General features: G+C 57.8%; 13 protein-coding genes and 1 pseudogene. 3 read left to right on the top strand and 11 right to left on the bottom strand.

Annotated features, from left to right (window positions below; translation table 11 throughout):
• Positions 1-230, top strand: a 230-nt coding sequence (locus F591_RS32490; RefSeq protein WP_211217636.1) for a hypothetical protein, incomplete at its 5' end; no start/stop codon positions are given.
• A gap of 431 nt (positions 231-661) precedes the next feature.
• On the opposite strand, the gene F591_RS0125655 is transcribed toward F591_RS32490, so the two are convergent.
• Complete coding sequence (locus F591_RS0125655) at positions 662-1567, bottom strand: acyl-CoA dehydrogenase family protein (RefSeq protein ID WP_019537448.1); 906 nt, start codon at positions 1565-1567, stop codon at positions 662-664.
• A 31-nt stretch (positions 1568-1598) separates the two neighbouring features.
• Entirely contained in the window at positions 1599-2132 is a 534-nt protein-coding gene (locus tag F591_RS0125650) for a DUF4242 domain-containing protein (RefSeq protein ID WP_019537447.1), read from the bottom strand.
• Between the two features lie 128 nt (positions 2133-2260).
• On the opposite strand from F591_RS0125650, the gene F591_RS0125645 reads away from it, so the two are divergent.
• Positions 2261-2686 (top strand): winged helix-turn-helix transcriptional regulator, encoded by a 426-nt coding sequence (locus F591_RS0125645; RefSeq protein ID WP_019537446.1) that lies wholly within the window; start codon positions 2261-2263, stop codon positions 2684-2686.
• Positions 2687-2692: 6 nt separating this feature from the next.
• Here F591_RS0125645 and F591_RS0125640 read toward each other — a convergent pair whose 3' ends face one another.
• The 9 genes from F591_RS0125640 to F591_RS0125605 form a co-directional block, all read right to left on the bottom strand.
• Complete coding sequence (locus tag F591_RS0125640) at positions 2693-3454, bottom strand: ABC transporter permease (protein ID WP_026326909.1); 762 nt, start codon at positions 3452-3454, stop codon at positions 2693-2695.
• A gap of 10 nt (positions 3455-3464) precedes the next feature.
• Positions 3465-4454, bottom strand: a complete 990-nt coding sequence (locus F591_RS0125635; protein ID WP_019537444.1) for an ABC transporter substrate-binding protein — start codon at positions 4452-4454, stop codon at positions 3465-3467.
• Positions 4455-4475: 21 nt separating this feature from the next.
• Positions 4476-5258, bottom strand: a complete 783-nt coding sequence (locus tag F591_RS0125630; protein WP_019537443.1) for an ABC transporter ATP-binding protein — start codon at positions 5256-5258, stop codon at positions 4476-4478.
• 1061 nt (positions 5259-6319) lie between these two features.
• On the bottom strand, positions 6320-7462 hold the full coding sequence (locus F591_RS0125625; protein WP_019537442.1) for an effector binding domain-containing protein: 1143 nt from the start codon (positions 7460-7462) through the stop codon (positions 6320-6322).
• Between the two features lie 683 nt (positions 7463-8145).
• Positions 8146-8874 (bottom strand): metallophosphoesterase, encoded by a 729-nt coding sequence (locus tag F591_RS0125620; protein ID WP_019537441.1) that lies wholly within the window; start codon positions 8872-8874, stop codon positions 8146-8148.
• Positions 8874-9968 (bottom strand): ABC transporter ATP-binding protein, encoded by a 1095-nt coding sequence (locus F591_RS0125615; protein ID WP_019537440.1) that lies wholly within the window; start codon positions 9966-9968, stop codon positions 8874-8876. Before F591_RS0125615 ends, F591_RS0125620 begins: the two co-directional genes overlap by 1 nt.
• Complete coding sequence (locus F591_RS29145) at positions 9965-11065, bottom strand: ABC transporter permease (protein ID WP_245581137.1); 1101 nt, start codon at positions 11063-11065, stop codon at positions 9965-9967. The genes F591_RS0125615 and F591_RS29145 overlap by 4 nt, the downstream gene beginning before the upstream one ends.
• Complete coding sequence (locus F591_RS33170; RefSeq protein WP_245581136.1) at positions 10953-11399, bottom strand: hypothetical protein; 447 nt, start codon at positions 11397-11399, stop codon at positions 10953-10955. Before F591_RS33170 ends, F591_RS29145 begins: the two co-directional genes overlap by 113 nt.
• Before the next feature lie 12 nt (positions 11400-11411).
• Positions 11412-12578 carry an extracellular solute-binding protein gene (locus F591_RS0125605; RefSeq protein ID WP_019537439.1) on the bottom strand — a complete coding sequence of 389 codons (1167 nt, stop codon included), beginning with the start codon at positions 12576-12578 and terminating at the stop codon, positions 11412-11414.
• Positions 12579-12798: 220 nt separating this feature from the next.
• Here F591_RS0125605 and F591_RS33460 point away from each other — a divergent pair.
• Positions 12799-12952, top strand: a pseudogene (locus tag F591_RS33460) (IS1380 family transposase); the annotation flags it as partial.

The raw sequence follows: 12952 nt of genomic DNA, 5'->3' as shown, positions 1-12952 counted from the left end.
CGTCCGTCACGCCGGGAGAATCGCTCTTAACTTTGGCTGCAACAGTCCTTGGTTTCTCACCGCAAGACGCATCTACCAAGCATTTGCTTAAACTAGCGAAATGCCGTCCAACCCCATGCAATGACCTGCAAAAAGACAGGCTTATTTGGCATGCCTACAAACAGATGATGCAGACTGAAAGGCACAAAATGATGATCCATTCGAACTCCTCTTTCCAGGTAAATCACTAAAATCATCCACAAAATACCAAACCTGTAACTTAGGCTAAATCCATGTCACGGATTCAGGGAAAATAACGGTTTGCAGAGGCGTTACTTCCTGCGGAGACGCCCTTTTCGGTGTTTTGCAAGCGGATTCCCCGCTAATAAGCCCCCGGGAAGGCGCTATTCCGCACAAATTCAGCGAAATTTCGCGAATAAAGCCTCGAAAAGGCGTTATCGCTCCCTCCACTAATCAACGCCTCCCTCACGGTTACTCGCCCCTTACTAGTCAACGCCTCCTCCTCGGTTACCCGCCCTACTCTCGAGTTAACGCTCTCCGCCCCGGTCTGTTCGAACAAATATATGAGTCCATAGAGCGTATCGAGCGGATAAGCTGCCCGGATCGCCCTCGAACAGACCTGCGCCGGGAGGCTGGGCATTATCGGCCTTCCGGGGTTATTTTATAGGCTCAGCATTTTTTCCAGATGCTTCACTGTCGGCGTCAGATTGGCCAGAAAATAGGCTTCCCGAAGCCGCCGCGAAGGCCCGCTGCTCTGCAGGTACGCCGCTCCTCCGTTATGAAACATGTCGGCCTGGACCGCCTTGAGCGCCAGCTTGACGGCAGCCAGCCTCGCCGCGAGGAACGGCTTCAGCTCCACCTCCCCGGGTTCAACGACGCTGCGGCATAACGCGTACGTACTTTCCCGCAAAGCGGCAAGCTCCTCGATCAGCTCGCTCACCTGAATGCCCAAATAGCGGTTGCAGCCGTTTTGCTTGCCTTCCGCGCGCTCTATCGAGCGGATCGCGCTGTCCGTGATGCCAAGACCCAGCGGGATTTGATACAGCACGAACACCGGCCGAATGCGGGGAACGAAGGCGTCCGCCTGCTCCGAGACGATCCAGCGGTCCGGCACAATCGTCTCGTCAAACTCGCAGCTGTAAGTCGCGCTGCCGTTCAAGGCGAGGTAGCCCAGCTTTTCGCGCAGTTGCAGCCGCTCCAGCCCCGCATAAAATTTCATAGGGTTCGACAGCCCCGTTCCCCCGAGCAGATCGCCGTTCTCCAGCTGCGGGAGAATCGTCTGCCGCAAATAGGCGTTGTCGCTTAAGCGCAAATACTTGACTGCCGCCAAATGGCACCACAGGTTAAACCCCGTCGTCATGCAGACGGAAGACGTCTCCTCGACCAAAGCCGTCTCCCGAAGCAGCACGCCCGCAAGCGGCTGTTCATCCGACCGGATAAGGCCGCTGCGCCCGAGCGCCGTCAAATAGTCCCGGGGATAATAGGCCTCGGTGTCGATTTTTTTGACGTACGGCTTCAACTCTTCGCGGATGCACCGCTCGACGATCGGACGCGTATCCTCCTCCATTCCCCCTTGCCCCCTTTCCTCTGCCCATCGCTCAGTTGCCCGGCAAAATTTCCGTGATCGTATCGATCGGCGCCTTCACTGCTTCGCGCGCCTTCTTGACCGCCGCTTCGTCCGGCGCGTCGTAGAAGCACAAGCATTTCGTCATATCCTCGCACACGTACGTCCTCGTAAAAGCGACCTCCGGCACCTCGGCATAGTGCACCGAGTTGTTCTTTTTGCGCTCCAAATATTGCTCCATCGTGATGCCCTCCGGCAAATTCCATTCCACCAAGTAATTGACGGAATCGGATTGAGCCTTAACCTCCTCCAGCTCCTTGCCGACGAGGCGGACCGGCTTGATCAGCGTAACGGGAATGCCGAGCTGACGCAGCGCTTCATTGATCGCGGAACGCTCCGCCCCTTCGAAAATATAGAACGCTCTGGAAAAATCGCGGGAAACCTGCACCTCGACGACGTCAATACCCCGCTCGCCCAGTTCCTTGCGCACAGAGGCCAGCTGCCGCTCGAAGCTGTCCTTGTCTTTAATACTTCCGTTTTGTACCGATTCGACGAGATAAAGTGCCATGGGAAATTCGCTCCTTTAATTTTTGGGATTGAGTGTGATAAAACAACTAAGTATTAAAATGATACTTTATAAGCAAAATGTGATATGATGGCAGTAGTACTTAACGAACATGAAATGGAGACCAAGCCATGAGTAAAGACCGTTACGATCTTCCGTGCAATATTGCCCAAACCTTGAACATCATCGGCGACCGCTGGACGCTTCTGATTATTCACGAAATGATGATCGGCCGGACGACCTTCAACGAGATTAAAAAATCGCTCACAGGCCTTTCTTCCAAGCTGCTGTCCGACCGGCTGAAATATTTGGAAGAAGCCGGCCTCATCGTCTCCGCGCTCTATTCCGAGCATCCGCCGCGTTACCGCTACAAGCTGACGGAAAGCGGAGAGGCGCTGGAGACGGTATTCAACTCGCTCATTTACTGGGGCCGTCATCATTTGCCGAAATGCTACAAAAAACTGATTCACGCTTCCTGCGGTCACGAGGTGGATATTTCGTATCATTGTCCTCACTGTCAGACGAACGTTGACGACCTCAAGGTGATCGAGGCGTAGCCATATTTATTGCCCTCCTCCCCACTGCCGCTGAATCCAATGCTCGGCGACGCGAACCAATCGGTCCAGCAGCAGCCCGAATAAACCGATGAACACAATGCCGGCCAACACCAGATCGAGCCTCAGTTGATTGCGCGCATCGACGATCAGAAACCCGAGCCCCGACTGCGCGCCCACCATCTCGCCCGACACGAGGAAAATCCACGAGGTGCCTATGGCGATATGCAGCCCGTTGGCGATGTATGGAAAGACGGCGGGAAACAATATTTTGGCGAACAGCCGCCAGCCGCCGATTTCGAAGTTTTGCGCTACTTTCAGGTAAGTGGCGTCGACCTTGCGGACGGCGCCGACCGTGGACAGCAGGACCGGAAAGAACGCCGCCAAAAAAATGATGACGATAGCCGGCACGTCGCCGATGCCGAACCATAACACGATAAAAGGAGACCAGGCGATCGGCGAGACGGGCCGCACGACCTGAACGATTGGGTCGATAATCCCCCAAAGTGCAGGCAGCCTGCCCAGAATGAGCCCAAGCACGATGGCCGTCGCGGATGCCAAGATATAGCCTGCGGCAAAGCGGTACAGGCTTACCCCGAGATGCTCAGCCAGCGTTCCGTCTCGAATCATGGAGACAATGGCCTGCCATACAGTCCCTGGGGAAGGAAGGAGCGATTCCTCATATAATCCGGCGCTGACGACCGCCTGCCACAGGGCCAGCAGCAGGCCGACGCCGATAACGATTTGGAGCGGACGTTGAACACTTTTCATCGTCGTCATATCACTTCACTTGATCGATAAAGCTGTGGTCGACAAAATCTTGATACGCAGGCGGATTTTGCGACAGGCCCATCTCTACCGCCAGCTTCCTCAGCTCCTCGTAGGAAGCCTCGCTCACGCGCAGGTCGTCGTATTGGATCCATTCCAGCGACAGGTCCAATACCTTCTCGTCGACGTTCATATATTTGGACAAAATGGCACGCCCTTCCGCATCCTTCTGCTCCGCTTTTTGGCCGGCCTTGACGTACTCGGTTACGAATTCCTGAACCGCTTCCCTGTCGCTTCGGATCAGCTCGCCTCGCAGGACGAGCGCGCAGTCGATCGAATCCTTCCACAGGTCAGCCGATTGGAACAGCACCTTGCCCTTCTGAATGGCGACGGACTTCGCGCCGAACGGCTCGGCGACGACGTAGCCGGCAATCCGTCCTTCCGCCAGGGCGGCCGGCATCTCCGCAGGCGCCAGCTGCACGACGTTGACGTCGGTATAGCTCATCCCCGCCTGCTTCAGCATCAGGTACAGCAGCAAGTTATGCGTGGAGAACTTGTGCGGGATGGCAAAGGTTTTTCCTTTGAGATCGGCCGGCTGCTGAATGTCGTTGGCGGTCACGATCACGTTGCCTTCCTTGTGGCCGAGAGCGACCGTCTTCAGGTCGTGACCCTGTTCCTTCGCCGCCATCGCCAGCTGGATGAGCACGGACGCGCCGTCGATTCGGCCGCTGTTCAGCGCGTCCATCAGGTCCGGCCAAGAGCCGAACTTGACGAGCTCCAGCTTGAAATGGCTGAACTTCCCCTTTCCCAGCTCATCCTCAACATATAAAGGAGCGGCATGCGTGATCGGCAAATAACCGATCTTTATCGTTCGCAGGTCCCCTCCGGAAGAGGATGCCTCAGGCGCGGAAGCGCCGGGTTCTTCCTTGGAACTGCCGCAGGCTGCAAGGGCGAGCGCAAGCAGGAACAAGAACAGGAATGAATACATGCGTGTCGGTTTCATCGAAAAATACCTCTCCTTCAATTAAATGCTGAACTCTTCGCTCGGCTGCGTTCCCGTCAGTTCGAACTGCTCCAGAATAAGCTTGCGGTAATGCTGAAAATCGGCACTTCCCCGATCTCTCGGCCGGGACGTTTGAATGGCGATTTCCCTGCGAATTTGTCCCGGAGAGGCGTTCATGATAAGCACCCGGTCGGACAAATACACCGCTTCGTCGATATCGTGCGTGACGAACAGGATCGTCGGCTTCTCCTGGGCGTGAATGCGCAGCAGCTCGTTCTGCAGATAGTACCGGGTGAACGTGTCCAGCGCTGCGAACGGCTCATCCATTAAAATCACCTTCGGCCGAATCGCCAGCGCTCTGGCCAGCGCCGCCCGCTGCTGCATCCCGCCGGACAGTTGGTGCGGAAAGTGCCCGGCCCGCTCCTCCAAGCCGACGAGCCTGATGTACGCCATCGCCGTCTCCTCGCGCTCCTTGGCGGGAAGCCGCTCCAAACCAAGCTCGACGTTCTTCTTCACTGAGCGCCACGGCAGCAGCCCGTAATGCTGGAACAGCATCACGCATTCCCGGTCGGGGCTGGTTTTGGCCCGCCCGTTCAAGCGGACTTGCCCCCGGTCCGGGCTGACGAACCCTCCGATGACGGACAGCAAAGTGCTTTTGCCGCAGCCGCTCGGTCCGAGCAGAGAGACGAGCTCCCCTTGCGCGACCTTGAGCGAAATATTGCGCAAAATCTCCTCGCTGCCCCCTCTTGCGCCGTAGCTTTTGGAAATATTGTCGACCTCCACCGCCAGCATCGGTTGTGTCATTTTGCAGCCTCCGTCTTCTGTATGCCAAATTTAATTATATAATTCCTATGTATTTACTATGAATTTATCTTGAAGTTATTTTATTATACTTTGTTTATTTTTACAACCTACTTTGCGCAACATTTTTTTTGCATCCGAATTACCTGTACCGCTGTTTGGTTGTCGGGAAGCAGCATTTGAATAAACCGCGAACTCAATATTGGGAAAATAGGCCTGGCCTGCCCGTTCAATGTGCTCGACGCCGGAAATCGGGAGGAATTGCGTTCGTTTTGCACCCTGGCCATCTGTTTAGTATAAAACCTGTCTTGTTCCGGTCCAGGTCTCGGTTCAGGGTCCGATTCTGTGTCCGGCCCGGGTTCCAGTTCAGGTCTCTCTGTCCCGGCCGGTACCAGTCAACTGAAAAAGGTTAGAATCCTGCATAAAATACAATATTTTTTACTTTTATAAGTGTATTAACCCAGAATATTGTATTTCGTACAACAATTTAGCCCGCTCGGCGTAAAAACCGATGAAATTCGTCCGAAATTTTGTACATTGTGCAACATTCCCTCCGTTAAACGATCAAAAGCCCGGTTTTTCTTGTACAAAGTGCAACATTGGCGGCAGTCACGCATCTTTAAACCGAAACAGCGATCCGGGAAATGTTTTCCCGGAGTGCGATAATGTACCGAATCGACCGGCCCTCCGTCATACAGCGAAACTCGCACGTTGGGAGCTGCGCACGGTGCGAAGCAAGGTACACCGTTCTATGAGCTGAACTCGGGCAAGTAAGCGTTAACCCACAAGCTTCGGCTGCAGCCGAACGTCGGCGATATCTTTGATCTTCAGCGTGTTTTACCGTTCAAAAGCCGGATAACGAGGGACATGTGCTGTCTGTCTTGGTGCAAAGAAGCATGTGCGGCAATCCAGTCGAAAATTTCACGCAAGAGCAGCACCGCTGCCTGTTCCCGATTTTGGCGGACACGGTTCTCCGACGAACGAAAGAAATGAAAAAAATCCGCGAAAAATCGCGGAAGGATGTGCATGAAGGAAGCGGAGCGAAACCGCCGCCTTCGCGGACCTTATTTTACCGGAATCCAAATTTCGGAATAATAATCCGGCTTCGATACATCCCCTTCGGGGTACACCTCCAGCTCGATGGCCCCTGCCTGCGTATAACCGCTGGACGGAAACCATTCGCTGTAAATTTGCTTCCACTTCTGGCGCATGGCGTCCGGCATCGGACCGAGCACCTCGAACACGGCCCAACGGGAGGCCGGCACCTTGAGGCTCAGCAAGCCTTCCGGTACCGGACCGTCATGGGCGGCGGCAACCCAGTACTCCATCCTGCCGGGTTCTTTGGTCGGGTCGGATGCGCAGATACCCAAGATTCCCCGGACCGGACCGTTGATCAGCGCAGCGATCCGGTCGCACGTGCCGTCGCTGTTCACCTCATCCCAGAGCTCGCTTACGCCCCCTAAAATCCCGCTCTCGTCCATCGACAGCTCCCGCTTGATCCCGACGGCTTGAAATGCGCCTTGCTCCACGATTTTTACTTTCATCGGTTCGGCTCCTTTCAAATTCACCTGAATCGTCAGGCGATTGTAAGTGACGAGCGTTCCGCCGGACGTTCTCGCCTCGCTCGGGGCGATTCCGTGCTGCCTGCGGAACGCTTTCGTAAAAGCTTCCGGAGTGTCGTAGCCATACTTGCAGGCAAGATCGATGACTTTGACATTGCTGCTCAGCAGCTCATGCGCGGCGAGCGTCAATCGGCGCCGGCGGATGTACTCCCCGACCGGGATGTCAGTCAAGACAGTAAAGATCCGCTGAAAATGAAACACCGACGTATTTGCCGCTCTCGCCGCCTGTTCAATATCCACCTCTTCTGTCAGATGATTTTCAATGTAATCGATTGCTTTCTGCAAAGATTCGATCCATCCCATCGGCCCCACTCCTTGTTCATAGCATAGCAGACGGACTGCCGGCCATCCTGTCATTCCGTGCTTTGTGCGGACAGATGGCGCTTCGTGGCCCATGATCCGGCTGCAGCCGGATACCGTCCCTGGCGACCTGCTGCCAATGGCGACCGGCCGCTTCCGGACTCCACCATCGGTTGCCTGCCGCCAATGGCGATCGGCCGTTTCCGGATTCAGACCGTTCTGCTGGGTCAGACCGGCCGTCTGCAGCATAAATTGCGCCGTTTCGTCCAACTTTCCCACTATCATGTCATATATACTTCATGGTTGTCCATTTAAAAGTAAATGGCTGCAGCGTGCGTGCCTTACAACCAAAATCATGCCACACGTTGGTCTAATGAAATAGCGCCTTTTCGGGGCGCTATTTCTCGAAAAGCTGGACGATTCAGCAACTTAAGGCCTTCCGACGGCCTTATTTCCTTGGCGAGACCCGATTCTGGCTGGTTCAGCCGGGCCGGACGCAAAATAACGCCTCGCGAAGGCGCTATTTCTCGAAAAAGCGGCTAGTTCGACTAGTTAAGACCTTGAAAAGGTCTAATTTCCCAATCTATGTCTAATTCTGATCGATTCAAGTGGCATCAAGCCGGCGGAGACAAATCGGATGGGTTCGGGCTCAGTCCGACAGCAATACTGATAGGGCGAGGTTTGGGATCGATTCAGGCAGAGACGGTTCAGGGCTGCTATAGACGAAGCCAATTCGGGATCCGACCCAAGCGGGGGGGCGGTTCGGCCTCACCACGGACGGGGCAATTCAGGACCTGGCCCAGACAAGGCGCAGTTCAGATTCATCACAGACCAAGCCTATTCAGGATCCGGCCCAGTCCAACGCGGTTCAGACACACCGCTGCCGAGGCCTTTTCAGACTACAGCCCAAACAAGGCCGATCCGAAACCGCCCCTGCCCCCACTCAAAGCCACCGCCTGTACCCTAGGCTACTGCCCCGGAGACCTCTGCACCGGCCGGATGACATCCTGGAGCCGTAACCGGATCCGTCTGACCGCGACGGGGCCAGTTCCGGCTCCACAGGCGGATCCGCCTCCACCGGCAGTTCCCGCCTCATCGGCAGGCCCGGCGACCGGAACCAACCACTGCCTGCCCTCGTTCAGCTCGACCAGGCTGAGGTAATGGCCGTGCCCCGCGCCGGTATCGATGCCGAGCTTGCCGTCGCTCTGCCAGAGCGCGTCGGGCGGGAGCCCGAAGCGGAAGGTAGACGTATGCCCGAACACGACGATTCTTCCGTGCAGGCCGGGCGACCCGTGGAACGGCTCGCGGATTTCCGTCAAATCCTCCGGCGTCTGCGCGGAGAGCGGAACGCCCGGACGCAGGCCCGCATGGACGAACAGGTACGGGCCGTATTCCGCCCACAAAGGCAGGCCGGCGATGAAGCGCCGATAACGCGCCGCCGCAGCCTCATCCGCAACCGCTGCGCCGGGCACCTGGTGCAGCCATTTGCGCTCGTTGTTGCCCTGAAGCGCTACCGCGCCGGCGGCGCAAAGCCGTTCGACGATGTCCAACGTCCCGGCCGAATCGGGACCTTTGTTGACATAATCGCCCAGCAGGTACAGCCGGTCTTGCCGCGGACGATAGTCCGCGCGATCAAGCAGCCGCTCAAGCAAACGGCCGTAGCCGTGAATATCCGACACCGCGAACAATCTGCCCATCAGAAGGCCGGAACCGCGTCGTACAGCATGGCGCGTTCGGGCGGCGCATATACCGCCAGCTCGCTGCCCGGCTCCACCCTCCCTCCATGAAACAGGTGAAGCGTTTGCCCGTCCCGCAGCCGTACAATGAGCCGCCACTGCGTGCCTTCATAGATCGCTTGCGTCACGGTGACGCGCAGCCGATTTCCCCCGTCTGCCGTCAAGTGGTCCGGAGCGCAGACGGCAAGATCGTCGGGATGCAGCAGCATCACCCCTGCCGGCGCTTCTCCCGCTCCCTCGCCCGGCGACATACGCTGCCCGCTGACGCGCTGGCCGGCGATGACCGCTACGGACCGGGTCCGCCCATCGAAGGCGACGTTCAGCCGGTTGTGGTAGCCCATCAGTTGGGCGACCCAAGGGCTGGCCGGCCGCTCGAACAGCTCCTCCGGGCGGCCCAGCTGGTCGATCCCGCCGCCCCGCAGCACGAGGATCCGGTCCGCGATCGCGAACGCCTCCATCCGGTCGTGCGTAACATACAGCGTGGCGATGGACAGCTCTCCGAGCAGGCGAGCCAGTTCCCCGCGCATATCCGTCCGCAACTTCACATCGAGGTTGGAGAGCGGCTCGTCCATCAGCAGCAGCTTCGGCTCGGTAGCCAGCGCCCGTGCAATGCCGACCCGCTGCTGCTGGCCTCCCGACAGCTGCGCCGGCAGCCGGTCGAGCAGCCCTTCCAGCTTGAGCAAAGCCGCAAGCCTCCGCAGCCTCTCCTCCATTTGGCCGCGCGGCGTTCGGCGCCTTTTCATCCCGTACTCGATATTTTGCCTCGCCGTCATGTGCGGCCACAGCGCATAATCCTGAAACACCATGTTGACAGGCCGCTTCTCTGGAGGCACATGCCGCCCGCGCCCTTCTACCGATATCCCGGCCAGCTCGATCTCTCCCCCGTCCGGCGGCAGCAGGCCTGCGACGATCTGCAGCAGCGTCGATTTGCCGCAGCCGGACGGGCCGAGAATGCAAATGCGTTTCCCTTCCCCGACCTCGAGCGAGATCGGCCTGAGTACCTGCTGGGCCTCGAACGATTTGGCGATCCCCCGTAATTTTAGCAAAGCGCTCATTGGCGGCCCCCCTTGATCCTTATGCGATCCATGTATAGAAAAAGCCCGCGTCCGACAAGCTGCAGGACGACGATCAGCAGCACGACGACGGCGCAGCTGACGACGCTCGCGGCCGTGGCGTAGCCGTACTGCGAAAATTCGAAGGCCCGGTCGATCACGAGCGGCATCAACGAATAGTTGGCCGGCTTCAGCATGGATGCCAGAGCCAGATCGAAGATGCTCGTGCCGAACGAAGCCAGCGTGGCCAGCAGCAGCGACTGCCTGACCAAAGGCAGGACGATGTCCCGCATGCGCCCGAGCGTGCCGGCCCCCTGCATCGCCGCCGCCTTCAGCATCGTGCCCGATACGTTGCCGAACGCGCCAAGCTGCACTCTGACCGCATAGGGTATGGCCCCCGCGATCCCGGCGATGACGAGCAAAGACGGCGTGCCGTACAAATGCTGGCCGATGGGCTCGAGCCATTGTTGGTTCCAGATAAAAATGTACCCGATGCCGAGCACGACCCCCGGGACCGCCAGCGAAACGATGGAAAACAGCTGAATGGCCGATTTGAAGCGCGACTCCGTGAAGCTCAGCACATAGGCGGAAACGAAGCCGATCAGCATGCTGAAGACAGCGGCAAGAGCCGCAACAGACAAGGAATGGAGCATCCCTTCCGCATAATCGAGCAGCCGATGGTCGCCCGCCGATCCGGCAAGCAAGGCCCGGTAATGGTCCAGCGTCAAATTGTCTCTCGTCAGCCCCGCCCCCGTCTTGCTCAGCAGCGAGACGACGGCGCTCGTTCCGAGCGGGACGCCGAGGCAGATCAGCAGAAACCCGCCGACGGCCGCATTGTACAGCCAGGCATGCCGCGGCCGGTTCTTGACTGTCCGAACGGCCTTCGCGTTCAGAAAGTCGAACCGCGAACGGCGAAGCGAAAGCACGAGCAGCCCCATCGCGGCAGCGAGCACCAGCACGAGATAGAAGGCGAGCACGCCGGCCATATCAAAGCGAACCGGCGATTGATAGATCGCCGAATAGATCGAATACGTCAGCGTCGGAAATTTGTAGACCGTCGCCAAGGCGGCAGGCAGGCCGAAATCGCCGATCGTATCCATGAACACCAGCGTCCAGCCGGCCGCGTAGGACGGTCGGGCCAAGCAGCTTGGCGGCGGCAAAATCCCAGCGCGCCCGGACCGCAGCCAGTATGCCGGCAATGACGATGCCCAGCGTTGCCGCCCCTACGGCCAGCGTCAGCGAGTTGATAAAGGACTGCCTCCACAGCGGACGATGGAATATTTCGCCGACGAGGCCGAAGCCGCCGTATTGAACTTGTCCGAAGAACAGCCCCGGCAGGATAACGTTCAGCAGAACGGCAAGCAGCGGCAGGAAGATAAAAACAAACAGGAGGAGCGAGACGCCGCCCCCCCACCGGGCTTCCGAAGCTTTCATCGCTTTCGTCTCCTACTGAATGTTCTGGTCGGCGAACCAGGTCTTGATGTCCGCTTCGTGCTCCGCCGCCCACTCCGCCGTCGGCAGCAGAAATGTGCCGTTCGGCTCGCGCTCGCTTCTGGCGCTAACCCCTTCGGCCAGCGGGGTAAAGAAGCTGTCCGTCGAATCCAGCGCCGTTAACATCTGCTGCGTCTCCGGCTTCAGCATAAATTCGACGAACGCTTTGGCCGCGGCCGGATTTTTGGTCTGCTTGCTGATGGCGACGATGCGAAGGCTTCCGGGGGCCCCTTCCTCCGGCCAGACCACCTCGACGGGCTCGCCGGCCAGCTTCAGCTCGTAGGCGTTGTGCTCCTGCAGTGCGGCGACATGAATTTCTCCGCTGAGGAGCGCTTTGCCGACCGGGCCGTTCTTCGGGTATACGCGCAGTCCGTCCTTGAAGCGCTGCGTGTACAGCTCCTGCGCCTTAGGCACGCCCCACCGCTCAAAGAAAGCGGAGACGAGCGGATACGCCGGAGCGGCGACAGCGGGATCGGCGTGTCCGACCGGGCCGTCATAGGCGAAGAATTGCTCCCAAGTCCGGGGGGCCTTGTCTGCCGATACTTTGTCCGTGTTGTAGGCGATCAGGGCAGCGGCATGAATGCCTATAGGAAAATAGGACAGATCCGCCGGTACGTAGCCTTTCCCCTGCTCCGACAGCTTGGCGAGATTGTCCGGCTTCCAGCCCGTCAGCAAAAAATCGCGGTCGGCCAAGTTCCGCACGGAGCCGTGCCCGTCCATCATCAGGATATCCCACTGCGGGTTGCCCTGCTCCGCCTCGATCTTGGCCAGCGCCTCGCCCCCGCCATAATGGACCGCCTCCATCTTGAAGCCGGTCGCTTCCGTGAATTTGGGCGCGATGAAATCGACGAAGTCGTTGCCGTACAAATAAATGGTTGCTCCGGTATCCTTGGCCTCTTGTCCTGTGCTCTGCGTTCCGCCCGCTTCTGACGAAGCCCCGGCGTCCGTCTGCGGCTGCTGTGCTCCGCCCGTCCCGCCTGCATGCGAAGCTCCGGAAGCCTGCGGCTGCGCTCCCCCTCCGCGGGTCGGCGGCTCCGCCTGGCTGCCGCAGGCGGCGAGCAACAGGACGATAGCCGATACAATCGTAAGCCTTGCGCTTTTCTTTCCTTTTGCGATGGTCATGGTACCCTCCGTTTTCGTTCGCTGTATAGTTTGAACTACAGCTTTAAGGGTACACGGACAACTTCTTCCCAATATCAAGCGGGCGTAAAATAATCTTAAAATAAAGTTTATCCTGAATTTCGAAAGTAATCTCTTCTGAAAAAAATAAAAAGTGCTCCAAATCTTTGGTAGAATGGTGTTTGCTTACATCACATCACCCAAAGAAAGGAGCACCCTTTAGGTGAAGTTTATCACGCCCATCAGCAAAATCAAGACCGAATTTTCGTTGCAAAACGCCACAAGCGTCGGAGGAAGCAAAATCTTTCTGGAATATCTCGAAAAAATCAAGCTCGGTAAGGCTTTGCAAGAATTGAATTGCGTCAAACAAAGCAACT

Origin of the sequence: Paenibacillus ginsengihumi DSM 21568 (genome assembly GCF_000380965.1) — a bacterium.
In the GTDB taxonomy this organism is placed as follows: Bacteria; Bacillota; Bacilli; order Paenibacillales; family NBRC-103111; genus Paenibacillus_G; species Paenibacillus_G ginsengihumi.
Note: the sequence above shows the minus strand (reverse complement) of the source record. Positions and strands in the feature narration are given on the sequence as shown.

Coding starts and splice junctions, on each gene's coding strand:
- F591_RS0125655 (WP_019537448.1), bottom strand. CDS start 1,567: ATGGAGGAGGATACGCGTCCGATCGTCGAGCGGTGCATCCGCGAAGAG.
- F591_RS0125650 (WP_019537447.1), bottom strand. CDS start 2,132: ATGGCACTTTATCTCGTCGAATCGGTACAAAACGGAAGTATTAAAGAC.
- F591_RS0125645 (WP_019537446.1), top strand. CDS start 2,261: ATGAGTAAAGACCGTTACGATCTTCCGTGCAATATTGCCCAAACCTTG.
- F591_RS0125640 (WP_026326909.1), bottom strand. CDS start 3,454: ATGAAAAGTGTTCAACGTCCGCTCCAAATCGTTATCGGCGTCGGCCTG.
- F591_RS0125635 (WP_019537444.1), bottom strand. CDS start 4,454: ATGAAACCGACACGCATGTATTCATTCCTGTTCTTGTTCCTGCTTGCG.
- F591_RS0125630 (WP_019537443.1), bottom strand. CDS start 5,258: ATGACACAACCGATGCTGGCGGTGGAGGTCGACAATATTTCCAAAAGC.
- F591_RS0125625 (WP_019537442.1), bottom strand. CDS start 7,462: ATGATAGTGGGAAAGTTGGACGAAACGGCGCAATTTATGCTGCAGACG.
- F591_RS0125620 (WP_019537441.1), bottom strand. CDS start 8,874: ATGGGCAGATTGTTCGCGGTGTCGGATATTCACGGCTACGGCCGTTTG.
- F591_RS0125615 (WP_019537440.1), bottom strand. CDS start 9,968: ATGAGCGCTTTGCTAAAATTACGGGGGATCGCCAAATCGTTCGAGGCC.
- F591_RS29145 (WP_245581137.1), bottom strand. CDS start 11,065: ATGGATACGATCGGCGATTTCGGCCTGCCTGCCGCCTTGGCGACGGTC.
- F591_RS33170 (WP_245581136.1), bottom strand. CDS start 11,399: ATGAAAGCTTCGGAAGCCCGGTGGGGGGGCGGCGTCTCGCTCCTCCTG.
- F591_RS0125605 (WP_019537439.1), bottom strand. CDS start 12,578: ATGACCATCGCAAAAGGAAAGAAAAGCGCAAGGCTTACGATTGTATCG.